Below are 26,146 nucleotides of genomic sequence, written 5' to 3'. Positions count from 1 at the left end.
CATGTCGCATTGGCGATTTTTTTACAAAAAAACCGTTACGCGACAGATGCTTATGTCAATTGAATAAGCGGACGCTTATGCATGAGGCAGGATCAGCGGGCCGCGCGGCGCGCGGCTCAGCGACCAATTGGCGATGGCCCAACGCCACAGTTCGTCCAGCCTGCCGCACTCGGCCGGCGGCGGATGGCCCAGCCAGCCCAGCGCCGCGCGCAGCTGGCGCGCGGCGTCGCCGCCGCTTATCGCCGGCGCCAGCGTCTGCTTGGACAATTTCTCGCCGGCGGCGTTGGTCAGCACCGGCAGGTGGCAATAGCCGGGCGGCGGCAGGCCCAGGCTGTCGTAAACCTGCAGCTGGCGCGGCGTCGACACCAGGAGGTCGGCGCCGCGCACGATGTCATTGACGCCCTGCTCGGCGTCGTCCACCACCACCGCCAACTGGTAGGCCCAAAAGCCGTCGGCGCGCAGCAGCACGAAATCGCCGATGTCGCCGGCCAGGTTCTGCCGGCATTCGCCCTGCAGGCGATCCATCACCGACACATCCCGGTCGGGCGCGCGCAAGCGCCAGGCCCGGCCTTCCCTGCCGCCGGGACAGCCGTTGCGGCAGGTGCCGGGATAGACATAGCCGTCCAGACCGCGCCGGGCGGCCGCGGCGATTTCCTTGCGGGTGCAGCAGCAGGCGTAGGCATGGCCGCTGGCGGCCAACTGCAGCAGGGCGGCGCGATAGCGCTCGTGGCGCCGGCTCTGGTAAACCACCTCGCCATCCCATTCGAAACCGAAGGCCTCCAGCGTGCGCAGGATGTCGTCGGCCGCGCCGGGCATTTCCCGCGGCGGGTCGAGGTCTTCCATTCTGAGCAGCCATTCGCCGCCGCGGCTGCGGGCCTCCAGATAACTGCCGACCGCGGTGCTGAGGGAGCCGGCATGCAGCAGGCCGGTGGGGCTGGGGGCGAAACGGCCCCGGTATGATGACTTGGACATCGGAATTGGAGGACTGAAATCTACAAGGGGACGAATTATCGCTAAAATACCATTATCCCGATCTACGATTCAGCCTCGATGAGGACACCAGAATGACGTACGTTGTAACCGATGCCTGTATCAAATGCAAATACACCGACTGCGTGGACGTGTGCCCGGTGGACTGCTTCCATGAAGGGCCCAACTTCCTGGCCATCGACCCGGAAGAATGCATAGACTGCTCTCTGTGCGTGGCGGAGTGCCCGATTAGCGCCATTTATGCCGAGGACGACTTGCCCAAGGGCCAGGAAAACTTCCTGGCCCTCAACGCGGAATTGGCCAAGAACTGGCCGGTGATCACCGAAAAGATCGATCCGCTGCCCGACCATGCCGACTGGGCCGAGGTGAAGGACAAGCTGCAATACCTGGAACGCTGAACGCTCCGCCTGTCACAGGAACAGATCGATGTCGCCGGTCTTGGCGCCTTCGCCCTGTTCCAGGATGCGGCCGCGGTAGGGCTGCTCGGCCTTGACCGCCACGCCGCTGCGCTTCAGCTTCTTGATCAGCACCCTGCCGGTTTCGGTGAAGAAATACACCTTGCGCGCGCACTCGCCCAGCAAGTCTTCGGCCAGCACCGGAATCTGCTCGTTGGCGAGGTAGCTGCGGATGAACTGGCTGTTGCGCTCGCCGACGTTCACCACGGTCATGCCGTCCAGCACATTGGCCGCGCCGAAGATCTTAGCCTCCAGCCGGTGCCGCATCGCCCCCAGCTTCTGCATGTCGGTGATCAGCAACTCCATCGCGTTGACGCCGAAGCGCGCCGCGGAAGCGCCGGCGCCCAGATCCAGCGAGCCTTCCGGCAGCAGGAAGTGGTTCATGCCGCAGACGCCGGCGGTGCGATCGCTCAAGCACACCGCCACGCAGGAGCCCAATAGCGTCACCAGCATCAGCCGCTGATTGGTGGCGTGGAATTCGCCGGGGAACACCTTCACCGCCATCGTCTGGAAATGCTTGTCGTAATAGCGGTTGCCATCCATCGCGCCGGGGAAGTTCATGTCATCTACCTTTCGCCATGCAGTTGCAGACACTCGACAACCCGGAACGCCAGCGAAGCCAGCGGGCAGACGTGCATCACCGCCCCCGCCTTGACCGCTTCCTTCGGCATGCCGTACACCACGCAGCTGGCCTCGTCCTGGCCGAAAGTGACGGCGCCGGCCTGGCGCATCCGCAACAGGCCGGCGGCGCCGTCCCGCCCCATCCCTGTGAGCAGCACGCCGATGGCGTTGCCGCGCAGATGCCGCGCGGCGGAATCGAACAGCGCGTCCACCGCCGGGCGATGGCGGTTGACCGGTTCGCCTTGGTCCAGCGCGATCTGATAGCCGGTCGGCCCGCCCGGCCTCACCCGCATGTGCGAGTGGCCCGGCGCGATGTAAGCCGCGCCGATTTGCGCCGGCTCGCCATCCCTGGCCTCTGTCACCCGCATCGCGCACAACCGGTCCAGGCGGGCGGCGAAGGTGAAAGTGAAATGTTCCGGCATGTGCTGGACGATCAGGATGGGCGGACAATTGGCCGGCATGCCCAGCAAAAACTCCTTGATCGCCTCGGTGCCGCCGGTCGAGGCGCCGACGAAAATCAGCGCGCGCCCGGCGTCCGGGCCAGCCAGCATGCCAACCGGAACCGGCGGGAAACGCATCGGCTGGCGCAGACGCGCGGCCGCCGCCATCCTCAGCTTGGCGCGGATTTCCTCCGCATAGTCCGGCATTCTGCGCGCGACATCCTCTGCCGGCTTGTGCACGAAATCCACCGCGCCCAGCTCCAGCGCCGCCAGCGCGGTTTCGGAGCCTGCCGCCGTCAGCGACGAGATCATCAATACCGGCGTCGGCCGCAGCCGCATCAGCCGGCGCAAGAACTCCAGCCCGTCCATGCGCGGCATTTCCACATCCAGCGTCACCACGTCCGGGCTGGTTTCCCGTATCCGCTCGCGGGCGAGGATGGGGTCGGAGGCGGTCGCCACCACCTCCATGTCCGGCGCCCCGTTGATGATGGCGGTGAGCAGGCTGCGGATCAGCGCCGAATCGTCGACCACCACCACCCTGATCTTGCTCCGGATGACCGCCATGCCCGCCTCCTAGCCGCCGTCCGGGCGCGCCAGCCGATAGGCCGTCCTGCCGCAGCCGGCGAAGGCCTCGGTCAGATGCGAGATGTTTTCCGAGTGCCCCAGGAACAGCAGGCCATCCGGCTTCAGGCACGGCGCCATCCGCGACAGGATGTCCGCCTGGGTGGCCTTGTCGAAGTAGATCAGCACATTGCGGCAGAAAATCACGTCGAAACGCCCGATATCGGGCCATGTCGACGCCGCCAGGTTGAACTGGAAAAACAGCGCGGCCTCCCGCGCCTGCCGCTTGAGCCTGGCCATGCCCTCATTGGCTCCCGCCCCTTTGTCGAAATAGCGTTTCAGCAGATGCGGCGCAAGCTGGACGACGCGCTCCAGCGGATAAACGCCGCGCGCCGCCTGCGCCAGCGCCTGGGTGTCGATATCCGACGCCAGCAGCTCGAAAGCGCCGCCGCCGGACTCGCGCCACGACTCCAGCAAGGTGATGGCTATCGAATACGGCTCCTCTCCGGTGGAGGAGGCCGCGCTCCACACCCGAAACGTCTCTCCCGCCGGCCGGCGTCGGCGGACATGCTCGCGCAGCATCTCGAAATGATGCGGCTCGCGAAAGAAGGACGTGAGGTTGGTGGTCAGCGCATTGATGAAGCCCTGCCACTCGCCCTCCTCCTGGTCTTGCTGCAGCAGGTCCAGGTATTCGCCGAAACTGCGCAGTCCGCGCGAGCGCACCCGCCTCGCCAGGCGCGCGTAGACCATGTGTTTTTTGGAGTCGTGCAGCGCGATGCCGGCCTTTTGGTAGAGCATGTCCCGCGCCCGCCGGAAATCGCTGCCGGTGAATTTCAGCTCGGTCTCGTCCATCATGCCGTCCCCGCCCGCGCCTTAGCCAGCGCGCCGCCGGGCCTGCCGCGGATGCCGCCGCTCAAAACTCCTCCCATGTCCCGTCGTCCGCGTCCCGCGGCGGACGGATAGGCTCCAGCGCCCGCGCCGGACCCCGTCCCTTGGCGGCGAATGTCCACGCCGCCGGCTGCCGGCTGGCGAGCGGCCTCGCCTGCGGCGGCTGGCCGCTTCGCCCCGATTCATCCAGCCGAAACACCGCCACCGCGCCGGACAAATAGCGCGCCTGCTCTTCCAGCGACTCCGCCGCCGCGGCCGCCTGCTCCACCAGCGCGGCGTTCTTCTGGGTGTTTTCGTCCATCTGGGTGACCGCCAGGTTGACCTGCTCGATGCCCGAACTTTGCTCGGCCGAGGCCGCCGAGATATCGCTCATGATGTCGGCCACCCGGCGGATGGACACCACGATCTCGTCCATGGTCCGCCCCGCCTCGTCCACCAGCCGGCTGCCGGACTCCACCTTGTCCACCGAGTCGCCGATCAGCAACTTGATTTCCTTGGCCGCCGCCGCCGAGCGCTGCGCCAGGCTGCGCACCTCGCTGGCCACCACCGCGAAGCCCCGGCCCTGCTCGCCCGCGCGCGCCGCCTCCACCGCCGCGTTCAGGGCCAGGATATTGGTCTGGAAGGCGATGCCGTCGATCACGCTGATGATGTCGACTATCTTCTTGGCGCTGTCGTTGATCTCGTTCATCGTCGACACCACGTCGCCCACCACCTTGCCGCCCCGCGCCGCGATGTCGGACGCGCCTATCGCCAGCGAATTGGCCTTTCTGGCGTTTTCGGCGTTCTGCCGCACCGTGCTGGTGATCTCCTCCATGCTGGACGCGGTTTCCTCCAGGCTGGCCGCCTGCTGCTCGGTGCGGCTGGACAGGTTGGCGTTGCCGGCGGCGATCTCCCGCGCCGCGGTGTTGATCGTGTCGGTGGAGTCCTTGATATTGGCGACGATCTCCTTCAGCTTGTCGACGGTGGCGTTGCTGTCGGCCTTCAGCTGGCCGAACAGGCCCTGGTAGTCGGCCGATATGCTGCGGGTGAGGTCGCCGCCGGCCAGCGCGCCCAGCACGCCGGCGATATCGGCCAGTCCCTGGCTGGTCACTCCCATCAGCTGATTGACGCCTTCGCTCAACAGGCGGAAAAAGCCCTGCTTGCCCTCCACATCGATGCGTTTGCCGAACTCGCCGGCGGAAGCGGCGCTGACGATGCCGGCCACCTCGCGCTCGATCTCCACTTCAGCGGTGCGGTCCTTCCACTCCACCACCGAACCCAGCCGCGCGCCGTCGGCGCCGAACACCGGATTGGACACCAGCGAAAACGTGCGGCCGGCGACGACGATCTCGGCGCGGTAAGTGGCGCGCATATTGGCCAGCAGCTCGCGCTGGTGGGCGGGATTCTTGTGGAACTCGTCTATGCTGGTGCCCAACAGCCGGCGCACGTCGAAATGGGGCAGCGCCTTGCGCAGATCGGCCTCCACGCTGCGCAGCATGTCGGTGACGCTGTGGTTCATGTAGATGATGCGGCGCTCGTTGTCGGCGATCATCACATTGGTGGTGCAATTGTCCAGCGCGTTGCGGATGCGGGCGTTTTCGGCGGCCTGCGCGCGCTCCTGGTCCATCCGTTGCTGCGCCTCCTGCTGCAGCCGCAGCATCTCGGTGTTGTCCTGCCATTCCACCACCGAACCCAGCCGTTCGCCATTGGCGCCAACCACCGGGGACAGGATCAGGCCGAAGGTGCGCCCGCCCACCGCGATGGACGAGCGGTGCGTGTCCCGCGCCTGCGCCAGCAAGCCGCGCTGGTAGCCGGGATTCTTGTGGAATTCGTCGATGCTGGAGCCCAGCAGCCGGCTGGCCGAAAAGCTGGGAATATCCTTGCGGATGTCCGGCTCCGCGTTGCGGAACATCGCCAGCGCCGAACCGTTGGCATAGATGATCTTATGCTCCGCGTCGGCGATCATCACGTTGGTGGTGCAGACGTCCAGCGCGCTGCGGATGCGGGCGTTCTCCGCCGCCGCCAGGCGGTCGGCGGCCAGGCGCGCATCCTCTTCCGCCTTCCGCTCCAGCTCGCGCGTGGCGTCCACCCACTCCACCACCGCGCCCAGCTTGCGGTTCTGTCCATCCAGGATAGGCGTCAACACCAGATGGAAGGTGCGTCCGCCCACCTTGATGGTGCCGCGATGGGTGCCTCGCAAATCCTGCAGCAAGCCGCGCTGGAACGAGGGATTGCGGTGGAAGCTGTCTATGCTGCAGCCCAGGATCGCCCGGGCGGAAAACTGCGGCAGCTCCTGCCGGATGTCCGCCTCCGCCTGCTGGAACATGTCCAGCGCCGCCCGGTTGGCGTACACCACCTGATGCTCGCCGTCGGCGATCATCACATTGGTGGTGCACACATCCAGCGCGCTGCGCAGCCGCATGTTCTCCAGCGAGCGCGACACCGCGGCGCGCAGAAAGGCGAACGGACTGCTGTCGTCGCCGTCGCGCACATTGAACGCCGTGCGCACCTCGCCGCCGGCCAATTCGCGCAGCACCATCGCCAGTACCCGCGGATCGCCGCCCAACTGCCTCTCCAGCGCCCGCGCCAACAGCCAGTACAGCGCGACGGCCAGCGCCGCCAGCGCCGCGCCGGCGACCGCGACTCCGTCCGCGGCGCGGCCGGACGATGCGCCCGCCTCCGCCGCGGCCAGCCGCAGCGACTGCTCGCTCTCGAAGCGGGCATAGCGGCCAACCGCCTCCTGGTATTTTTGCGCCGCCGGCCACAGCGAGGCGCGCAGATAGATCCGCGCCTCGTCGCCATGGGCCGCAGCCGCCAGCCGGCGGTAGTCGGCGATCTGGCCGCGCACGGCGAGTCCGGCCTCGCGCGCGGCCTCCAGCAGCGGTTTGCCGTCGCCGGCGGCATGGGCCGTCAACGCGCTCAGCCCCGTCATCGCCGCCTCCAGCGCGGCGTCGACCCGCGGCTGCTCTGCCCGCCATTGCGCGCCGTCGCCGCCGGCCAGCAGGCCGGCCACGCGCAGAACCAATTGGGCGCCGGCATCCTGCGCCCGCCCCGCCAGCGCCAATTGCCCGGCCTGGATCAGCCGGCCGGCGGCGGCATCGTCGTCGCGCGCCTGCTGGCCGCGCAATTGCGCCTGCGCCAGGAACAAAGCCGCCGCTAGCGCCGCCAGCAGCAGCCCGAAGCCAAGGGCCAGCTGATGCTTCAGCTTCATGTCGCTCATGTTTGCTTCTCCCTTAGGATGCCGCCGTCAGGACCGGGCCGCCGCGTCGGTCAGCGCCATCTCTTCGCTGTTCATCAGGCGCTCGATGTCGACGATGATGATCATCTGCTCGTCCACCATGCCCAGGCCTTCGATATAGGCGGTATCGACGCTGGCGCCGAACTCCGGCGGCGCGCGCAGCGCCTCCTGGCCCAGCTGGACCACGTCGGACACGCCGTCCACCACCATGCCCACCGTCCGCTTGCCGAGATTCAGGATGATCACCACGGTGAAGGCGTTGTACTGCGGGTCGCCCAGGCCGAATTTCAAGCGCAGGTCGACGATGGGCACGATGCTGCCGCGCAGATTGATCACGCCCTTGATGAAGTCCGGCGCGTTGGCGATCCGCGTCACCGCGTCGTAGCCGCGAATCTCCTGCACCTTCAGTATGTCAATCGCATATTCTTCGTCGCCCAGCGTGAACACCAGCAGTTCGCGCGCCTGGGCGTCGTTAGGCTTGTCCATCGGCATGGGCCGCTCCCCCCCGCCTACCCTGCGCCCGTCTCGGCCGGCGCGACGGCGCTGGCCGGCCCGCGCTGGCCGCCGTGGCTGCGGACTATGGTTGCGATATCCAGGATCAGCGCCACCCGGCCGTCCCCCAGGATGGTGGCGCCGGCCAGGCCGTCCACCTTGCGGTAATGGGTTTCCAGATTTTTCACCACGAACTGCTGCTGTCCGATCAGGTCGTCCACCAGCAGCGCCGCCCGCCCGCCCGATGCCTCGACGACCACCAGAATCCCGCCGGTGGCGGCGCAGCCGGCGTCCGCCACGCCGAAATGCCGGCCCAGCATGACGATGGGCAGGTATTCGCCGCGGATGCGCACCACTTCGCCGCGGCCGGCGATGGTCTTGATCTCGCCCGGCGCCGGCTGCAGCGACTCCAGCACGCAACCCAGCGGCAGCACATAAATCTCCCGGCCCACCCGCACCGACATGCCGTCCATGATCGCCAGCGTCAGCGGCAGGCGGATGCTGATGGTGGTGCCGACATCCAGCATCGAGTCGATTTCGATGCGGCCGCCCATGCTCTGGATATTGCGCTTGACCACATCCATGCCGACTCCGCGGCCGGAGATGTCGGTGACTTCCGCCGCGGTGGAGAAGCCGGCCTCGAAGATCAGGTTCCAGACCTCCTGGTCGGACGCGGCATCGTGAACCTCCATGCCGCGCTCGCGCGCCTTGGCCAGGATGCGCTCGCGGTCGAGGCCGGCGCCGTCGTCGCAAACATCGATGACGATACTGCCGCCCTGATGGAAGGCGCGCAGCGTCAGCTTGCCGGCCGGCTGCTTGCCCTTTTCGCTGCGGACTGCAGGAGATTCGATGCCGTGGTCCAGGCTGTTGCGCACCAAGTGGGTCAGGGGGTCGGACAGCTTCTCGACGAAGCTTTTGTCCAGTTCGGTGTTCTCCCCCGCCATTTTCAGCTCCACCTGCTTGCCAAGCTTGCCGGCCAAGTCGCGCACCACTCGCGGAAATCGCTTGAAGACGAAGGCGATCGGCGTCATCCGGATCGACATCACCGCCTCCTGCAGTTCGCGGGAATTGCGCTGCAAGGCACCGATGCCGCTGAGCAGGCGCTCATGCTCGGCCGGATCGAGCGCGCTGCCGGACTGCACCAGCATCGACTGGGTGATCACCAGCTCGCCCACCAGATTGAGCAGCAGGTCCACTTTTTCGATATTGACCCGGATCGAGCTCTCGCCGGCCGCCGGCCCCTTGTCCGCCTGCGCAACGGCGGCTGGCGCGGGTTTGACCACGCCGGGCGCTTCGGCGAACAAGCCGAAGCCCTCGCCCTCGATATCGGCGCCGCGGGCTGGCGGCGGCGGCTCGAACAAACCGAAGCCGGAGCCGGCTCCCTCCGCTGCGGCGGCCGCGGCGTCGCCCGACAGGAACAAGCCGAAACCGCCGCCTTCCTCGCAGCCATGATCGACGCTGATGCGGAACTGCTCGGGGGCCAGCATGAAAGCCAGCGACTCGGCCACCTCGCCGGCGTCCAGCGCAGACGTGAATACCGCCACCCAGGGCAGCCCGGCCTGCGCCGCGCCCTGCTGCACCACGGTCAGGTCGCCATGGGCGGCCAGCGAGTCCAGCAGCCGGCGCATATCAACGCCCTCCGCCGGCGACAATTCGAGAAACAGCGTCCAGATCCGCTCCTGCCCAGGCGCCATCGCCGCCCCGACCAGCGCCGGCGCCGCCCCGACCAGCGCCGGCGCCGCCGCCGGCTCGCCGCCGGCGCTGTCTTCGATGTCCCGCAGCCGCCGCCGCACCGCCTCGGCGCGTTCCGGGTCGGCGCGCGCGCCGCCCTTGTGGGCGGCCAGCATGCCGTGCAGCACATCCTTGGCTTGCAGGAAAACGTCCACCATCTGCGCAGTCAGCTTCACGCCGCCCTTGCGCACCCGGTCCAGCAGGCTTTCCAGCACGTGGGTCAGGTCCGCCATGTCGGAAAAACCGAAAGTGGCCGCGCCGCCCTTGATCGAATGCGCGGCGCGGAACACCGCATGCAGGTCTTCCGCCTGCGGCTCGCCGACATCGATCGCCAACAGCAGCGATTCCATGCCGGCCAGGTGCTCATCCGCCTCGTCGAAGAAAACCTGGTGAAACTGCGACATATCGATGGCCACGGGCCCTCCTTCCCGACGCCGCGCTAACCGACCAGGCGCTTGACGACATCCAGCAGCCGTTGGGGGTCGAAGGGCTTGACCAGCCAACCGGAAGCGCCGGCGGCTCGCCCCAGCGTCTTCATTTCATCGCTGGACTCGGTGGTCAGCATCAGGATAGGCGTGGCCGCGTAGGCGGGCTGCTTGCGCAGCGAGCGGATCAGCGTCAGCCCGTCCATGCCCGGCATGTTCTGGTCGGTGAGCACCAGATCGAACTGCGCGCCCAGCGCCTTGCCCAGCCCGGCATTGCCGTCCGCCGCCTCGGCTACCTCATATCCGGCGCTCTTCAGCGTGAAGCTGACCATCTGGCGGATCGACGCCGAATCATCGACGGTAAGGATTTTCTTCGACATGGGATTTCCGCTAGCAAATGATTCCGATCGATGCGATCGCCGCCGCCAGGCCTGCTGGCCGGGACCGGCGGATGGCGTCATCGGCAAACACGGCAGCCGCGCCGTCGCCGTCTTTCGCCGCTCGGCCAATCCCGCTCATCATTTTATGTGATCAACCATAATCGGAAGCGAATCAAGCAGATTCTGCGCGAAGCACGCGGGAGACGGGGCAAGGACTCTGTGCGAAGCCGGGCAGCTCGCTGCCCGGCTGAGGACGCGCCACGATGATGCGCCGGACGCGGCTTAGGCGAACTGGAAGTTGAAATGGGTGGACATATTGGCGATCTCAAACACCTGCTTCACCGCCGGCTGGCAGTTGACTATCTCCATAGTCATCCGGTTCATGGCCGCTCTCTCCCGCAACAGCAGCAGCATGCCCAGCGCCGAGCTGTCTATTTGCGGCACCTGTTCCATATCGATGCGGATGATTTTCACCGCGTTATTGTCCAGCAACTCCTGGCCTGCCTGGCGAAATTCTCGGTGCAGATTGAAATCGAACTGCCCGATCAGGATGATCCGGCCAATGCCGCCTTCCACTTTGACTATCGGTCTCATTTCAGATCCTCGGCTTTCCTTCAGGTTTGCCTCCAAAATTTGACGGACAGCCGAATGCTTCGCCCGCGGCCTGCCAGTTGCAAGGGAGAAGCCTTCGCCATCCGCCACCTTGCTGCAACAACGCAGATTGCCACTTTCAAAATCATGGCCGGGCAGGCCGACAGTCCGCTCCCCCTGGCCCGGCATCCCAAACAGAAAACGAATGCGTCCGCCGGCCGGCGGACGCGCGGCGCCGACCGCGGCTCAGGACGCGGGGCGGATGGTGAACATCTTGTTGAAGCAGGCGATTTCAAACACCTGCATCACTGCCTCCCGGCAATTGATCAAGATCATCGATTTCTTCTGCCCGGCGGCGCGCTCCTTCAACAGCAGCAGCATCCCCAGCGCGGAACTGTCGAGAAAGGGCACCTGGTCGAAATCGACATGAATCTCCTGCACCGCCGGATTGTCCAGCAACTCCTGGCTGGCCTGGCGGAAATCCTTGTGCAAGTTGAAGTCGAACTGCCCAATCAGCCGCATGGTTCCGATACTCCCCTCTACGCTCACAATCGGTTTCATCACTGATCCTCGGCTTTCCTTAGATTCCAGATACATTGAACGGACTGCGTCGCCCATCGCGGACATTACTCCCGGCAGACCGGCAGCTTCAACTCGAAACAGGCGCCGCCCGACGTCCTGTTGTAACAACGTACATTGCCGCCCAGTTCTTCCGCCACCTTCTTCACGATGGCCAGCCCCAGGCCGGTGCCGCCCGGGCGCATGGTGAAGAACGGCTCGAAAATCTTGTCGGCCACCGCGGCGTCTACTCCCGGACCGCCATCGTCGACGCGGAAAACCACGCCGTCCCGCAGCTTCTCCACCGCCAGCGCCACCATCGCGCCCGGCGGCGTGAACTGCAGCGCGTTTTCCAGCAGATTGAGCAAGGCGCCCTGCAACGCTTTGCGGTCTATCAAGACCGTTATGGCAGACTCCGCCGGCAGATGGCAATCAAAAATCACACCTTTGTCATGGCATTGCGGCGCCATTACCGAACAGACATCCTCCAACAGCGCGGCCACCTCCACCATCTCCAGCGACGAAACCTGGCCGCGCACATAGCTCAGCATATTCTGGATCAAGCCCTCCAGCGCCCGCATCCTGGCCAGGCTCTTGTCGACGAAGCGGGCGCGGTCCTCCGGCCGCGGAATATCCTGCTTCAGATTGGCGGTATACAGCATCGCGCTGGCCAGCGGCGTGCGCAGCTGGTGCGCCAGCGCCGCGGCCATGCTGCCCATCGAGGCCAGTTTCTGCTGCTGCGCCAGCTCGCTGGTCAGCTGATGCAGCCGGGTGACATCGTGAATAAGCACAATCCGCCCGCCCGAAGCCGGCAGATCCTGGTATTGCAGCGTCAGCCGGCGCGACTCGCCGCCCTGTTCCAAGGCATAGGTATCGTCCAAATCCGAACGCTGCAGGCCGGTCATGAAATCCGACCACATTTCACCTATATAACAGCCATTTAACAGCATCTCCGCCGCCAGGTTCTCCGCGATGACCCGTCCTTCCGGCGACAGCTCCACCACGCCGGCCGGCAGCACTTTAAGCAACAGTGCCAAACGTTCCGCCAACGCGGCATTCTCGTCGCGCTGTTTGCGCAACTGATTGTTCGCCTCGTCCAATTGGGCGTTCAAAACGTTGACCTGAACCTCAAGTTGCCTATATGCATCAATGAGTTGGCTGGAAACCGCATTGAACTGCTCAAATGCCGCCTCCAGTTGCTGCTGATCCTTCAGGCTTGAAACCATAGTCGCCATCGCTTCACTGTCATTTGTAAAAACCACTTAAACAGTATGATAATGATCCATCTACGGTCAGCCAACTTGCGTCCGACATGGCCGCGAGCAAAAAAAACCGGGAAAAACTCATATCTGGCGTATAAAGGGAAGTAGTACGCCATTCCAAAAGATGCTGCGGAGGTTTCTGTGTCAGAGCTTCTCAAAAAAATCGACGCCAGAACCAAACTGGCAGGCACCAACAAGCTGGAAATCCTGCTGTTTTCCCTAGGGCATGATCAGCGTACCGGCCGCAAGGAAGTTTTTGGTATCAACGTGTTCAAGGTGCGCGAAGTCATGCGCACGCCGGAAATCACGTCGGCGCCGGAAATGCCGTCCTCGGTCGAAGGGATGGTCAGCCTGCGCGGCGCGCTGGTGCCGGTGATAGACCTAGCGAAATACGCTGGCATTGTGACCAGCAACCGCCCGGAAATCATGATAGTCACCGAGTACAACGGCCACACTCAAGGCTTCCTCGTCGAGGCGGTCGACACAATTCTGCGGCTGGACTGGTCCGCCATGCGCGTGCCGCCCGACATGATCACCAACCGCATGGCCGGCCTGGTGACCGCGGTCACCGAGCTGGACAACGGCACGCTGGTGATGATGATGGACGTGGAAAAAGTGCTTGCCGAAACCAGCATCGTCGATGACGGGCACAGCTTCATCAATATCGAACCGGTAAAGGAAGAGCGCCGCATCTTCTTCGCCGACGACAGCGCGGTGGCGCGCAAGCAGATCGAGCGCACGCTGGAAGCGATGAACATCAAGTACACCTCGGCCATCAACGGCATGCGCGGCTGGGAAGACCTGCAGAAAATGGCCAGCCAGGCCGAGGCCGCCGGCCGCCAGCTGTGCGACGAACTGCATCTGGTGCTGACCGACGTGGAAATGCCGGAAATGGACGGCTACATGCTGACCAAGATGATCAAGAGCGATCCGCGCTTCTCCGGCATCCCGGTGCTGATGCACTCGTCGCTGTCCGGATCGTCCAACCAGAAGCTCGGCGAGTCGGTCGGCGTCGACTCCTACGTCGCCAAGTTCGAGCCGCAGAAGCTGGCCAGCAAGCTGCGTCAGATGCTGAAACTGGAACCGAGCAACTAAGTACGGCCTTACTTCAAGATTCTCAAGGGATAGGGATAAGACATGCCTAGCACCGACGCCTCCTTGCTTGCCACTGTTGACGCCAGGACCAAGCTTGCCGGCTCCAACAAGATGGAGATTCTGCTGTTCTCTCTGGGAACCCGCGAGACATTCGGCATCAACGTGTTCAAGGTGCGCGAAGTCTCGCAGACGCCGGCCATCACCAAGACCCCCAACATGCCCTTCGGCGTGGAGGGGGTGCTGTCGTTGCGCGGCAACATCATTCCGGTCATTTCTCTGGCCAAGTTCATCGGCCATGACAACAACGGCAGCAAGTTCGACACCATGATCGTCACCGAATTCAACAAGAGCACCCAGGCCTTCCTGGTGGACTCGGTGGACCGCATCATCCGGGTGGATTGGGACAAGGTGCGCGCGCCGGAAAACATCATGGCGGCGGCGGGCACCAATCAAAACCTGATCACCGCCGTCACCGAGCTGGAAAACGGCAAGCTGGTCTCCATCCTCGACGTCGAGCAGATTCTCGCCAGCGTCGTCGGCGAGCCGCGCCTGCCGGACGTGCCGACCGCCCAGCTGGAAATCGACCAGTACATCTTCTTCGTCGACGACTCGGTGGTTGCCCGCAAGGAAATCACCGGCGTGCTGGAAAAAATGGGCATCAAGTTCCAGCAGGCCACCAACGGCCGCGAGGCCTGGGACCGCCTGCAGGTGCTGGCCGGCCGCAACTGGGGCGAAGGCGAATGCCTGCACGACTACCTGAAGATCATTCTGGTGGATGCCGAAATGCCGGAAATGGACGGCTACGTGCTGACCAAGCTGATCAAATCCGACCAGCGTTTCAAGGGCATTCCGGTGATCATGCACTCGTCGCTGTCGTCCAACGCCAACCGGGCGATGGGCTCCAGCGTCGGCGTGGATTCCTATGTGGCGAAGTTTGACCCGGGCGTGTTGGCAGAAACTTTGATTCCATTCCTGCAAAGGTAGTCGCTACAATGTGCGCCTTGATGGAACATAGATAATTCAGGATATACCTCGATGTCAGACAAGAATATGAAATTTCTGGTCGTGGACGACTTCTCCACCATGCGAAGGATCGTCCGCAACCTGCTGAAAGAGTTGGGTTTCACCAACGTCGACGAGGCTGAAGACGGCCAGGTGGCGTTGCACAAGCTGAAAACCCAAAGCTTCGACTTCGTCGTTTCCGACTGGAACATGCCCAATATGACGGGCATTGAGCTACTCAAGGCAGTCCGGGCCGATCCTCAGCTCAAGCATCTCCCGTTCATGATGATCACCGCCGAGGCCAAAAGGGAAAACATCATCGAGGCAGCCATGGCGGGCGCCAGCGGCTACATAGTGAAGCCTTTCACCGCGGCCACCATGGAAGAGAAAATGAACAAAATCTTCCAGAACATGAACAAGCCAGCCTGAGCATCGCACAAGACTGCCCGCATTCGCATTGAGGAGGATTGAAAGTGCCGGACCATATGTTGGAGAATGGAGACTCGCCAGAGCTCGAAGCCCTGTTTGAAAGCGTTGCGCGCCAGCAGCAGGATCAGGAGCCGCCGGCCGCCGCGCCGGCAGGCGAAGAGACCGCTTCCAAGATGTTCTCAAGTGAAACCAATCCCTCCACGATGTACGAACACATCGGGCAGATGACCCGCAAGATGCATGACGCGCTGCGCGATCTTGGATATGACAAATCGCTGGAAAGGGTAGCCGAAACCATTCCGGATGCCAAGGACCGGCTGGCCTATATCGCGACGCTGACCGAAAACTCGGCCGAGCGCGTGCTGAACGCCACCGACATCGCCAAACCGTTCCAGGACAATCTCGAACGCCAGGCGCAAGCGCTCAGCGAACGCTGGGAAAAGCTGTTCGCCAACCTGCTGAGCGTGGAAGAATTCAAGAACCTGGCGGCCGAAACCCGACAATACCTGAAGGACGTGCCCAGCCAGACCCAGGCGACCAATACCCAGTTGCTCGAAATCGTCATGGCGCAGGACTTCCAGGACCTGACCGGGCAGGTCATCAAGAAGATGATGGGCATGGTCAAGATTCTGGAAACCGAGCTGGTCAGCTTCCTGATCGAGTTCTCTCCCGACGAGAAAAAGGGCGAGCTCAACAGCAGCCTGCTGAACGGCCCCGTCATCAATCCGGAAGGCCGGACCGACGTGGTCAACAGCCAGCAGCAGGTAGACGATCTGCTGGAAAGCCTGGGCTTCTGAGCAACGCAAGCAAGAGCAGACAACGTACGACGCGTGGGGTGGAAAAATGAGCGAATTTGGCGGCATGGAAGAGTTGTTAGGGGACTTCCTGATGGAGTCCACCGACCTTCTGTCCGATGTGGACAACAAACTGGTCGAACTGGAAAAGCGTCCGGAAGACAAGGCGCTGCTCAATGATATCTTCCGCGGTTTCCATACCATCAAGGGCGGGGCGGGCTTTCTCAACGTCATCCCCATGGTCAACCTGTGCCACCGCACGGAAAACCTGTTCGACAAGCTGCGCAACGGCGAGCTGCACATCACCTCGGAAGTGATGGACGTGATTCTGGACGCGACCGGCATCGTGCGCGACATGTTCGGCACCCTGGGCCAGGGCCTGATGCCCGGCGACGCCGACCCCCGCATCTTGGCCGCGCTGGATGCCGCGCTGGCGGGCGAGCCGCTGACCGAAGCCGCGCCCGCCGCGCCGGAGCCGGCCGTCCAGCAAGCCGCTCCGGCCGCAGTCCCTGCCGCCGGCAGCCCGGACTGGAATCAGTTGTACCAAGCAGTCGCTCCCGCAGCCGCCGCTGCGGCCCCCGCGGCAGCGCCTGCCGCGCCAGTCGCCGCCGCGGCACCGGCGCCGGCGCGAGTGGATGCCCCGCCTCCGGCCGCCAAGCCGCCGGCTCCGAAGCCTGCGCAGCAAGCCAAGCCCAGCGGCAACGCTCCCGCCGCCAGCGGCCCGCAGGAAAACACCATCCGCATCGATACGGTGCGGCTCGACATGGTGCTCAACCTGTCCGGCGAAATCGGCTTGACCAAGAACCGCCTGACCACGCTGCGCACCGAAATTCTGCAAGGCAACCGCGACACCAACACGCTGCGCTCGCTGGACGAAGCCATCAGCCAGCTGGACCTGCTGGTGGGGGATCTGCAGAACGCGGTGATGAAAACCCGCATGCAACCTATCGGCCGCCTGTTCCAGAAATATCCGCGCTTGGCGCGCGACCTGGCGCGCCAATTGGGCAAGGAAGTGGAACTGGTGCTGTCCGGCGAGGAAACCGAGCTCGACAAGACCATGATCGAGGATCTGAACGATCCGCTGGTCCACCTGGTCCGCAACGCCGTCGACCATGGCATCGAGTCGCCTGAGGACCGAGTCGCCAGCGGCAAGAAGCCGCAAGCGCTGGTGCAATTGACCGCAGAACAGGTCGGCGACCACATCCTGATCGAGATCACCGACGACGGCAAGGGCATGAACCCGGACGCCCTGCGCCGCAAGGCGATCGAAAAGGGCCTGATCGATCAGGAAACCGCCAACTCGCTGGACGAGAAGCAGTGCCTGCAGCTGATCTTCCTGCCCGGCTTTTCCACCAAGGACCAGATTTCCAGCGTGTCCGGCCGCGGCGTCGGCATGGACGTGGTGCGCACCAACATCCAGAAACTGAACGGCCGCATCGACATCAACTCGGTAGGCGGCGAAGGCACCCGCATCAGCATCTCGCTGCCGCTGACCCTCGCCATCCTGCCAGTGCTGGTGGTGCGCGCCTGCAATCAACCGTTCGCCGTTCCGCTCGCCATGGTGCGCGAAATCATCACCATCGACAGCGGCGCCATCCAGGAGGTCTCGGGCAAGCCCACCATCGTGGTGCGCGATGAAATCCTGCCGCTGAAGACGCTGGCCGGCCTGCTGGGCTGGGCGCCGACGCAGAAGCCATACTTCGGCGTGCTGATGCAGTCCGCGGAAAAGTCCTTCATCCTGGCGATCGACTCCTTCGTCGGCCGCGACGACGTGGTGATCAAGCCGCTGCAGAACATCCGCCCCAAAGGCGTCGCCGGCGCGACGCTGTCCGGCGATGGCTCAGTCGTGCTGGTGCTCGATATGGAAGACCTGCTCGCCTCCAGCGAAAGCAACAACACCACGGTGCGGACGACGGATGTGATTGCCACCTAAGCTCACAGTAAGGTGCAAGAATGACCTCAAACACTGCCTTCATCGGACGGCAGCCGGTTCTGAACCGCAATCAGCAGCTCATAGGTTATGAGCTGCTTTTTCGTCCCAGCGGCGACGCAGTGGGCGTCGGCAAGCACACCGAGCTGCAGGCCGACACCGACGTATTGGTGAACACGCTCAACAATATGGGCACCAGCTGGCTGATAGGCAACAAGCTGGCCTTCATCAATATCGGCGAGACGATGCTCAACAGCGAGTTCCTTGAGCTGCTGCCGCCGCGCCGCATCATCCTCGACATCTCGCCGCGCATCGTGCCCAGCAACGAGTTGCTGTCGCGCGCGCGCCATCTGCGCGCGATGGGTTTCGGCATCGCGCTGGACGACTTCAGCTTCGAATCGCCGGCCGCCGCCTTCCTCGAACTCGCCAACTACGTCAAGCTGGACATCCAAAACCAGGACACCACCCGCTTCCAGATGCTGGCGGCGCGGCTGCGCAGCTACCCGCTGATCCGCATTGCCGAACGGGTGGAAACCCACGCCCAATTCCACCTGTGCAAGGAGCTGGGCATGGACGGCTTCCAGGGCTATTACTTCGCCAAGCCGGAAACGCTGGCCGCCAAGGTGATCCACCCCACCTTCAGCAACACCCTGGAGCTGCTCAACCTGCTGCGGCTGGATGCCGACATCCGCGACATCGAACAGGTGCTCAAGCGCGACGTGGCGCTGTCCTACAAGCTGCTGCGCTACGTGAACTCGGCGGCGGCGGGGCTCAACACCTCGATCAGCTCGTTCTCGCACGCCGTCACCGTGCTGGGTTACCAGAAGCTTTACCGCTGGCTGACCCTGCTGCTGGTCACCGCCTCCGACGACAACCATGCGCCGCCGGCGCTGCAGAAAACCGCGGTCACCCGCGGCCGCTTCATGGAGCTGCTGGGCATCACGCTGGGCGAACGCCACGACGTCAACGACAATCTGTTCATCGTCGGCCTGTTCAGCCTGCTGGACGTGCTGTTCGACATGCCGATGGACAAGATCATCGAACATCTGCAACTGCCCACTCCCATCACCGACGCGCTGCTGCACGAGCGCGGCGCCATGAGCCACTACCTGCGGCTGGCCAAGGCCTGCGAGGACGGCGGGCTAGATGGCGTGCCGCAATTGTGCGACCAACTGGGGCTCTCCAGCGAACAGCTGAACCAGGCCCACATCTCCGCGCTCGCCTGGGTGGAGGAACTGGGCTTATAATCCACAGCCTTGCAAGGTTGCCTCAAGCCCAATGAAACTGTTAGCCCTAGACACCTCCACCACCTATCTCTCCCTGGCGCTGAGCCTGGAAACGGAAACGCTGGTCTTCCACGAATGCGTCGCGCAGAAGCACGCCGAGCGCACGCTGCCGGAGGTGTCGCGCCTGCTCGCCGAGGCCGGCGTCGCGCTGTCGTCGCTGGACGGCATCGTCTTCGGCCAGGGCCCGGGCTCCTTCACCGGCCTGCGCATCGCCTGCGGCCTGGCCCAGGGCCTGGCCTACTCAGCCGACCTGCCCGTCACCGGCATCCCGACGCTGGACAATCTGGCCTGGCAAGCTGGAGAAGGCCAGGTGCTGGTCTGCTTCGACGCCCGCATGCAACAGGTCTACACCGCGCTCTACCAGACCGGCGCCGACTGGCGGCGCCTGTCGCCGATCAGCGTGATGTCCCCTGAAGACATCCGCCTCCCCGCCGGCACCACCCTGCTCGCCGGCGATGGCTTCGACAGCTATCCGCAGCTATTGGCCGACAGCCGCGCGCAATTGCCGCTGTCGCCCTTCCCGCGCCCCCATGCCGAAGCCTACATCCGCCTGGCCGAAAGCGGCCGCTATCCGGCCGGCCACCCGCGCGAGGCGGAACTGCTCTACGTACGCAACAAAGTGGCGCTGACCTCGGTCGAGCAGCAGCAGGTCCGCAGCCGATGAGCGTGGTCCGCCCGTTCAGCCCGGACGATCCGCAACGACTGGCCGATATCGAGCGGCAAGCCGCCGGGCACGCCTGGAGCGCTGGCCAGTACCGCGACGCCATCGCCGCCGGCTACCCATGCTACGGCGTATTCGACGACAGCGACGCGCTGCAAGGCTTCATGCTGGTGATGCGCGCGCTGGATGAAGCTGAGATCCTCAACATCGTCATCGCCAAATCGAATCAGGGGCTAGGGCTGGGTCGCCAGTTGCTGCGGCACGCGATGCTGGACCTCGCCGCCTCCGGCTGCCGCCGCCTGTTTCTCGAAGTGCGCGAAAGCAACGCCCCCGCCCTGCGCCTGTACCAGCATTGCCAGTTCCGCCAGTGCGGCATGCGCAAACACTATTACCCGACCCAGGATGGCCGCGAGCACGCCATCCTGATGGAGGCCGCCCTGTGAGCCGCAACAGCCTGCTGCAGCAAACCATGGGCCTGGGCCCGGCTTGGCAGCCGCGCGACGGCTGGTTCGAACAACACCCGGCGCTGCTGCTGCGCGCCCAGGCCGCCGCTCTGCCCGATGCCGAAGCGGAAACCTCGGCCCCAGCCATCGACGTCGCGCCGCAAGTCGCCATCGCCTCCATCCCGGCGGAAACGCCCAAGGCGGAAACGCTGCGCGAGCCCGCCCAGCCGCAGCCGGCGCCCGAGGCGGTGCCCGCCCCTGCCGCCCGCAGCGAAATGCCCCTGCTCGACTGGCCGCAGCTGGAGCGCCAGGTTGCCGACTGCCAGCGCTGCCGCCTGTGCGAAACCCGCATCCAGACGGTATTCGGCCGCGGCAATCCCAAGGCGCGCTGGCTGCTGATAGGCGAAGCGCCGGGCGAACAGGAGGACAGGCAGGGCCTGCCTTTCGTCGGCAAGGCAGGACAGCTGCTCGACAATATGCTGGCCGCCACCGGACTCGATCGCGAGCAGGACGTCTACATCGCCAACGTGCTCAAATGCCGGCCTCCGGGCAACCGCAATCCGGCCCCGGATGAAATCGCCGCCTGCCACGGCTATCTGCAGCAGCAGATCCGCCACATCCAGCCGACGCTGATCCTGGCGCTGGGCCGCTTCGCCGCCCAAACCCTGCTGCAGACCGAGGAGTCGATCGGTCGGCTGCGCGGCCGCGTCCACCGTTACCAGGACCTGCCGATGGTGGTCAGCTACCACCCCGCCTACCTGCTGCGCAATCAACCGGACAAAGCCAAGGCCTGGCAGGATCTGCTACTGGCCAGGCGCATCTTCCAACAGGCCGCCGGCCGCGGCTGATCCGCCCCGCCGCCAGCCATGAACGCGAAAAAGCCAGTCCGTGGACTGGCTTTTTCGCATGCACTCGCCGGCGGACGGGCCGCAGGCAATAAAAAACCCTTCTCCGTGCACCAGAGAAGGGCTCTTCAACCAACCGGAAACAAGGCTTACTTCAGCTTGGTTTCTTTGTACAGAACGTGCTTGCGGGCGACGGGATCAAACTTCTTGATCTCCATCTTTTCCGGCATAGTGCGCTTGTTCTTGGTGGTGGTGTAGAAGTGGCCGGTACCAGCAGTGGATTCCAGCTTGATTTTATCGCGCATGATGTGTACCTCAGTGCTTTATCTGGTTGACCGCTCAGATCTCGCCGCGAGCGCGCAGATCAGCCAGCACTACATCGATGCCAACTTTATCGATGGTACGCAGTGCAGCGTTGGATACGCGCAGGCGCACCCAGCGGTTTTCGCTCTCTACCCAGAACTTGCGATATTGCAGGTTCGGCAGGAAACGACGTTTAGTCTTGTTGTTGGCGTGGGAAACGTTGTTCCCGGTCATCGGACGCTTGCCGGTGACTTTGCAAACACGCGCCATGGTTAAACTCCCAAAACCGGTAAAAGCTGGATTTATAACATAAATAAAGCCAGACATTCAAGCATAAAACGCACCCTTGGTGCTGCCGGGTGCGATTCTCGTTCAAACATTCGGCGGGGATTGTAACGGATTCGCCACAGCGACGCGAGCACTATCTCCACAGCCGGCGTCCAGTGTTGCATTCTTTCCCGCAACAAGATGGCCACAGGTGATTTAACTTGCGACAAATTCAGGGTAAAATCCCGGATTCCCATAGAGCCGTAATCTCATGACCAAGTACATCTTCGTAACCGGCGGTGTGGTGTCCTCCCTGGGTAAGGGCATTGCCGCCGCGTCCATCGCCGCCATCCTCGAATCCCGCGGGCTGAAAGTCACCATGCTGAAGCTCGACCCGTACATCAACGTCGACCCGGGCACCATGAGCCCATTCCAGCATGGCGAAGTCTTCGTGACCGAAGACGGCGCGGAAACCGACCTGGACCTCGGCCACTACGAACGCTTCATCCAGGCCAAGATGAAGAAGAGCAACAACTTCACCACCGGCCAGGTGTACGAATCGGTCATCACCAAGGAACGCCGCGGCGACTACCTGGGCGGCACCGTGCAGGTGATTCCGCACATCACCGACGAAATCAAGCTGAAGATGAAGGAAGGCGCCGCTGACGCCGACATCGCCATCGTCGAAATCGGCGGCACGGTCGGCGACATCGAATCGCTGCCCTTCCTGGAAGCCATCCGCCAGATGCGCTCCAACCACGGCCGCAAGAACACGCTGTACGTGCACCTGTCCTACGTGCCCTACATCGCCACCGCCGGCGAAATCAAGACCAAGCCGACCCAGCACTCGGTGAAGGAACTGCGCGAAATCGGCATTCAGCCGGACATCCTGCTGTGCCGGATGGACCGCGAGCTGCCGGAAGACGAAAAACGCAAGATCGCGCTGTTCTGCAACGTCGAAGAGAACGCGGTGATCGGCTGTTACGACTCCGACTCCATCTACAAGGTGCCGGGCATGCTGCACGCCCAGGGCATCGACGACATCATCGCCGAACAGCTGCAACTGGACCTGCCCAAGGCCGATCTCGCCGTATGGGACGGCATCATCGACGCCATCCAGCATCCGGACCACGCCATCAACATCGCGATGGTGGGCAAGTACGTCGATCTGACCGAATCGTACAAGTCGCTGACCGAAGCACTGAAGCACGCCGGCATCCACACCCGCACCAGCGTCAACATCATCTATGTCGACTCCGAAGAGATCGATCGCGACGGCGCCGACTCGCTGAAGGACATGGACGCCATCCTGGTGCCGGGCGGCTTCGGCAAGCGCGGCGTGGAAGGCAAGATCAAGGCGGTGAAGTTCGCCCGCGAGAACAACATCCCCTACCTGGGCATCTGCCTGGGCATGCAGATCGCGCTGATCGAATACGCGCGCGACGTGGCGGGCCTCGCCGGCGCCAACTCCACCGAATTCGACCTCGACACCAACTACCCGGTGGTGGCGCTGATCGACGAGTGGGTGAACCACGACGGCAAGGTGGAAAAGCGCGACGAGAACTCCAACCTGGGCGGCACCATGCGCCTGGGCGGCCAGCAATGCGACCTGGTCGACGGCTCGCTGGCGGCGCGCGTCTACGGCAACACCGAGATCGTCGAGCGCCACCGCCACCGCTACGAAGTGAACAACTACTACATCCAGCGCCTGGAGCAAGCCGGCCTGACCATCAGCGGCCGTTCTTCCGGCCACGAAAAGCTGGTGGAAACCGTCGAGCTGGCCAACCACCGCTGGTTCTTTGCCTGCCAGTTCCACCCCGAGTTCACCTCCACTCCGCGCGACGGCCACCCGCTGTTCATCGCCTACGTGAAGGCCGCTCTGGCATACCAGGCTGACAAGCAAGGAAACTGAAGTAGATGAAATTGTGCGGATTTGAAGTCGGCCTGCAGCAGCCGCTGTTCCTGATCGCCGGTCCCAGCGTGATCGAAAGCGAACAGATGGCGCTGGACACCGCCGGCCAGCTGAAGGAGATCGCCCACGCGCTGGGCATCCACTTCATCTACAAGTCGAGCTACGACAAGGCCAGCTACACCTACGGCGGCTCGTTCCGCGGCTTCGGCATCGACGAAGGCCTGCGCATCCTGTCCGAGGTGAAGCGCCAGATCGAAGTGCCGGTGCTGACCGACGTCCACACCGAAAACGAAGTGGTCCAGGTGGCCAGCGTGGTGGACGTGCTGCAGACGCCGGCCTTCCTCAGCAGCCAGGCCGACTTCATCCGCGCAGTCGCCCAATGCGGCAAACCGGCAAACATCAAGAAGGGCCAGTTCATGGCCCCTGGCGACATGAGCCAGGTCATCCTCAAGGCCCGCGAAGCGGCGCGCGAAGCCGGCCTGGAGGAAGACAGCTTCATGGTCTGCGAGCGCGGCGCCTCGTTCGGCTACAACAACATGGTATCCGACATGCGCTCGCTCAGCATGTTGCGCGAAACCGGCTGTCCGGTGGTGTACGACGCCACCCACTCGGTCCAATTGCCCGGCAACGCCGCCGCCAGCCAGCGCCATTTCGTGCCGGTGCTGGCGCGCGCCGCGGTGGCCGCCGGCATCGCCGGCATCTTCCTGGAAACCCATCCGGCCCCCGCCCGCGCGATGTCCGACGGCCTCAACGCCTGGCCGCTGGCTCGCATCAAGGAATTGCTGACCACGCTCAAGGCGATGGACGAGCTGGTCAAGCAAACTCCCTGGCCTGAGCACTCGCTGTAATACACAGCCGGTAGAGTCCGCCGGGCAGGCCCGGCGAACCGCCTCTGCAAGTTCAACCGAAAGCTATGAAGGGAAAGACAATGAGTTCGATCGTTGACGTGGTAGCTCGCGAAATCCTGGACTCCCGCGGCAATCCGACCGTGGAAGCGGACGTATTGCTGGAATCCGGCGTGATGGGCCGCGCGGCGGTGCCGTCCGGCGCCTCCACCGGCACCCGGGAAGCCCTGGAACTGCGCGATGGCGACAAGAGCCGCTACCTGGGCAAGGGCGTGCTGAAGGCCGTAGACAACATCAATACCGAGATCTGCGAAGCGATCATCGGCCTGGACGCCTCCGACCAGACCTTCATCGACAAGACCCTGATCGAACTCGACGGCACCGAGACCAAGTCCCGCCTCGGCGCCAACGCCATGCTGGCCGTTTCGATGGCCGTGGCCCGCGCCGCCGCCGAAGACGCCGGCCTGCCGCTATACCGCTACCTGGGCGGCGCCGGCCCGATGGCGCTGCCGGTGCCGATGATGAACGTCATCAACGGCGGCGAACACGCGAACAACACCCTGGACATCCAGGAATTCATGATCATCCCGGTGGGCGCGCAAACCTTCCGCGAAGCGCTGCGCATGGGCGCCGAGATCTTCCACAACCTGCAGAAGATCTGCGACAAGAAGGGCTACGCCACCACCGTCGGCGACGAAGGCGGCTTCGCCCCCAACCTGGAAAGCCACGAAGACGCGATCAAGCTGATCCTGGAAGCCGTCGACACCGCCGGCTACGTCGCCGGCCAGGACGTGATGATCGCGCTGGACTGCGCCGCCTCCGAATTCTTCCGCGACGGCAAGTACCACCTGACCGCCGAGAAGCTGTCGCTGAGCTCGGAAGAGTTCGCCGACTACCTGGAAAACCTGGCCGACAAGTACCCGATCATCTCGATCGAGGACGGCATGTCCGAGCAGGACTGGGACGGCTGGAAGCTGCTGACCGAGCGTCTGGGCCAGAAGGTGCAGATCGTCGGCGACGACGTGTTCGTCACCAATCCGAAGATCCTGGCAGAAGGCATCGCCAAAGGCGTGGCCAACTCGCTGCTGGTGAAGGTGAATCAGATCGGCACGCTGTCGGAAACCCTGAAAGCAGTTGATCTGGCCAAGCGTTCCCGCTATACCTGCGTTATGAGCCACCGCTCGGGCGAGACCGAAGACAGCACCATCGCCGATCTGGCAGTCGCCACCAACTGCATGCAGATCAAGACCGGCTCCCTGTCGCGTTCCGACCGCATGGCCAAGTACAACCAACTGCTGCGCATCGAGGAAGAGTTGGGCGACGCCGCCCACTACCCGGGCCGCGCGGCTTTCTACCATCTGAAGTGATTGCATGCGCTGGCTGACCGTGACCCTGGTAACCGTGATCCTTGCCTTGCAATGGCCGCTGTGGTTCGGCAAGGGCAGTTGGCTCAGGGTCTGGCAGCTGGACAAACAGCTGCAGGAACAGCGGGCGACCACCCAAAAGCTGGTCGCCCGCAATGCCGCCCTTGACGCCGAAGTGCGCGACCTCAAGCAAGGCAGCGATGCGATAGAGGAAAGAGCTCGTAACGAACTTGGCATGATTCGCAACGGCGAAGTGTTCTTCCAACTGCTGGATCCCAGCAAGAACACCCCGCTGCCGAGTCACCCGATAACGGACACTCACTCCCACTGACAACCCATGATGGCAGGCCGCCTTAAAA

General features: G+C 63.9%; 27 protein-coding genes. 14 read left to right on the top strand and 13 right to left on the bottom strand.

All coding sequences use genetic code 11. The annotated features are described in order from the left end of the window. Positions 1–75: 75 nt before the first annotated feature. Positions 76–972, bottom strand: a complete 897-nt coding sequence (gene gluQRS / locus U6115_RS07275; protein ID WP_043574291.1) for a tRNA glutamyl-Q(34) synthetase GluQRS — start codon at positions 970–972, stop codon at positions 76–78. 92 nt (positions 973–1,064) lie between these two features. Between gluQRS and fdxA the strand changes: the two genes are divergently transcribed. Next, on the top strand, positions 1,065–1,388 hold the full coding sequence (gene fdxA / locus U6115_RS07270) for a ferredoxin FdxA (protein ID WP_043574289.1): 324 nt from the start codon (positions 1,065–1,067) through the stop codon (positions 1,386–1,388). Between the two features lie 12 nt (positions 1,389–1,400). Here the strand turns inward: fdxA and cheD are convergent, their stop codons facing one another. From cheD to U6115_RS07220, 10 genes are all read right to left on the bottom strand, one after another. Beyond that, positions 1,401–2,006, bottom strand: a complete 606-nt coding sequence (cheD, locus tag U6115_RS07265; protein ID WP_043574287.1) for a chemoreceptor glutamine deamidase CheD — start codon at positions 2,004–2,006, stop codon at positions 1,401–1,403. A gap of 5 nt (positions 2,007–2,011) precedes the next feature. After that, positions 2,012–3,070: a protein-glutamate methylesterase/protein-glutamine glutaminase gene (locus U6115_RS07260; RefSeq protein WP_043574285.1), complete on the bottom strand. Its 1,059-nt coding sequence runs from the start codon at positions 3,068–3,070 to the stop codon at positions 2,012–2,014. Positions 3,071–3,079: 9 nt separating this feature from the next. Then, the gene (locus U6115_RS07255; protein WP_043574282.1) at positions 3,080–3,922 is read right to left on the bottom strand and encodes a CheR family methyltransferase; all 843 of its coding nucleotides are present in this window, start codon (positions 3,920–3,922) and stop codon (positions 3,080–3,082) included. A 58-nt stretch (positions 3,923–3,980) separates the two neighbouring features. Beyond that, positions 3,981–7,154 carry a methyl-accepting chemotaxis protein gene (locus tag U6115_RS07250; RefSeq protein WP_326912749.1) on the bottom strand — a complete coding sequence of 1,058 codons (3,174 nt, stop codon included), beginning with the start codon at positions 7,152–7,154 and terminating at the stop codon, positions 3,981–3,983. A gap of 27 nt (positions 7,155–7,181) precedes the next feature. Then, positions 7,182–7,664 (bottom strand): chemotaxis protein CheW, encoded by a 483-nt coding sequence (locus U6115_RS07245; protein ID WP_099049588.1) that lies wholly within the window; start codon positions 7,662–7,664, stop codon positions 7,182–7,184. A gap of 17 nt (positions 7,665–7,681) precedes the next feature. Then, positions 7,682–9,811, bottom strand: coding sequence for a chemotaxis protein CheW (locus U6115_RS07240; RefSeq protein ID WP_043574279.1), 2,130 nt, complete (start codon positions 9,809–9,811; stop codon positions 7,682–7,684). Positions 9,812–9,834: 23 nt separating this feature from the next. Beyond that, entirely contained in the window at positions 9,835–10,200 is a 366-nt protein-coding gene (locus tag U6115_RS07235) for a response regulator (RefSeq protein WP_043574277.1), read from the bottom strand. Between the two features lie 282 nt (positions 10,201–10,482). After that, positions 10,483–10,794 carry an STAS domain-containing protein gene (locus U6115_RS07230; protein ID WP_043574275.1) on the bottom strand — a complete coding sequence of 104 codons (312 nt, stop codon included), beginning with the start codon at positions 10,792–10,794 and terminating at the stop codon, positions 10,483–10,485. Between the two features lie 243 nt (positions 10,795–11,037). Continuing rightward, the gene (locus U6115_RS07225) at positions 11,038–11,352 is read right to left on the bottom strand and encodes an STAS domain-containing protein (RefSeq protein ID WP_043574272.1); all 315 of its coding nucleotides are present in this window, start codon (positions 11,350–11,352) and stop codon (positions 11,038–11,040) included. 65 nt (positions 11,353–11,417) lie between these two features. Then, positions 11,418–12,461, bottom strand: a complete 1,044-nt coding sequence (locus U6115_RS07220) for a sensor histidine kinase (RefSeq protein ID WP_230623348.1) — start codon at positions 12,459–12,461, stop codon at positions 11,418–11,420. Between the two features lie 291 nt (positions 12,462–12,752). On the opposite strand from U6115_RS07220, the gene U6115_RS07215 reads away from it, so the two are divergent. Genes U6115_RS07215 through U6115_RS07175 form a run of 9 tightly spaced genes read left to right on the top strand, consistent with a single transcriptional unit; the run spans position 12,753 to position 21,099 of the window. Then, a complete protein-coding gene (locus U6115_RS07215; protein ID WP_043574266.1) occupies positions 12,753–13,706 on the top strand; it encodes a chemotaxis protein in 954 nt (317 codons plus the stop codon). Positions 13,707–13,748: 42 nt separating this feature from the next. Beyond that, the gene (locus U6115_RS07210) at positions 13,749–14,690 is read left to right on the top strand and encodes a chemotaxis protein (RefSeq protein WP_043574264.1); all 942 of its coding nucleotides are present in this window, start codon (positions 13,749–13,751) and stop codon (positions 14,688–14,690) included. Positions 14,691–14,741: 51 nt separating this feature from the next. After that, on the top strand, positions 14,742–15,137 hold the full coding sequence (cheY, locus tag U6115_RS07205) for a chemotaxis response regulator CheY (protein WP_080509481.1): 396 nt from the start codon (positions 14,742–14,744) through the stop codon (positions 15,135–15,137). Positions 15,138–15,181: 44 nt separating this feature from the next. Further along, complete coding sequence (gene cheZ, locus U6115_RS07200; protein WP_043574738.1) at positions 15,182–15,934, top strand: protein phosphatase CheZ; 753 nt, start codon at positions 15,182–15,184, stop codon at positions 15,932–15,934. 46 nt (positions 15,935–15,980) lie between these two features. After that, positions 15,981–17,864: a chemotaxis protein CheA gene (locus tag U6115_RS07195; protein WP_043574261.1), complete on the top strand. Its 1,884-nt coding sequence runs from the start codon at positions 15,981–15,983 to the stop codon at positions 17,862–17,864. Between the two features lie 20 nt (positions 17,865–17,884). Next, complete coding sequence (locus tag U6115_RS07190) at positions 17,885–19,108, top strand: EAL and HDOD domain-containing protein (RefSeq protein WP_043574259.1); 1,224 nt, start codon at positions 17,885–17,887, stop codon at positions 19,106–19,108. A 31-nt stretch (positions 19,109–19,139) separates the two neighbouring features. After that, positions 19,140–19,811 carry a tRNA (adenosine(37)-N6)-threonylcarbamoyltransferase complex dimerization subunit type 1 TsaB gene (gene tsaB, locus U6115_RS07185; protein WP_043574258.1) on the top strand — a complete coding sequence of 224 codons (672 nt, stop codon included), beginning with the start codon at positions 19,140–19,142 and terminating at the stop codon, positions 19,809–19,811. Beyond that, positions 19,808–20,251: a ribosomal protein S18-alanine N-acetyltransferase gene (gene rimI / locus U6115_RS07180; RefSeq protein WP_043574256.1), complete on the top strand. Its 444-nt coding sequence runs from the start codon at positions 19,808–19,810 to the stop codon at positions 20,249–20,251. The genes tsaB and rimI overlap by 4 nt, the downstream gene beginning before the upstream one ends. Beyond that, the gene (locus tag U6115_RS07175) at positions 20,248–21,099 is read left to right on the top strand and encodes a uracil-DNA glycosylase (RefSeq protein WP_043574253.1); all 852 of its coding nucleotides are present in this window, start codon (positions 20,248–20,250) and stop codon (positions 21,097–21,099) included. The genes rimI and U6115_RS07175 overlap by 4 nt, the downstream gene beginning before the upstream one ends. A 146-nt stretch (positions 21,100–21,245) precedes the next feature. Here the strand turns inward: U6115_RS07175 and rpmG are convergent, their stop codons facing one another. Then, complete coding sequence (rpmG, locus tag U6115_RS07170; protein WP_017506994.1) at positions 21,246–21,401, bottom strand: 50S ribosomal protein L33; 156 nt, start codon at positions 21,399–21,401, stop codon at positions 21,246–21,248. 34 nt (positions 21,402–21,435) lie between these two features. Next, positions 21,436–21,669: a 50S ribosomal protein L28 gene (gene rpmB / locus U6115_RS07165; protein WP_011137003.1), complete on the bottom strand. Its 234-nt coding sequence runs from the start codon at positions 21,667–21,669 to the stop codon at positions 21,436–21,438. A gap of 268 nt (positions 21,670–21,937) precedes the next feature. On the opposite strand from rpmB, the gene U6115_RS07160 reads away from it, so the two are divergent. From U6115_RS07160 to ftsB, 4 genes are all read left to right on the top strand, one after another. Further along, positions 21,938–23,578, top strand: coding sequence for a CTP synthase (locus tag U6115_RS07160; RefSeq protein ID WP_043574245.1), 1,641 nt, complete (start codon positions 21,938–21,940; stop codon positions 23,576–23,578). A gap of 5 nt (positions 23,579–23,583) precedes the next feature. Then, a complete protein-coding gene (gene kdsA / locus U6115_RS07155) occupies positions 23,584–24,426 on the top strand; it encodes a 3-deoxy-8-phosphooctulonate synthase (RefSeq protein ID WP_043574243.1) in 843 nt (280 codons plus the stop codon). 80 nt (positions 24,427–24,506) lie between these two features. After that, complete coding sequence (gene eno / locus U6115_RS07150; protein ID WP_043574242.1) at positions 24,507–25,790, top strand: phosphopyruvate hydratase; 1,284 nt, start codon at positions 24,507–24,509, stop codon at positions 25,788–25,790. Between the two features lie 4 nt (positions 25,791–25,794). Then, positions 25,795–26,118 carry a cell division protein FtsB gene (gene ftsB, locus U6115_RS07145; protein WP_043574237.1) on the top strand — a complete coding sequence of 108 codons (324 nt, stop codon included), beginning with the start codon at positions 25,795–25,797 and terminating at the stop codon, positions 26,116–26,118. The last annotated feature ends 28 nt before the right edge of the window (positions 26,119–26,146 follow it).

Source organism: Chromobacterium subtsugae (assembly GCF_035919665.1).
In the GTDB taxonomy this organism is placed as follows: Bacteria; Pseudomonadota; Gammaproteobacteria; order Burkholderiales; family Chromobacteriaceae; genus Chromobacterium; species Chromobacterium subtsugae.
The sequence above is the reverse complement of the archived record's forward strand: the minus strand, read 5'-3'. Positions and strand labels throughout refer to the sequence as shown.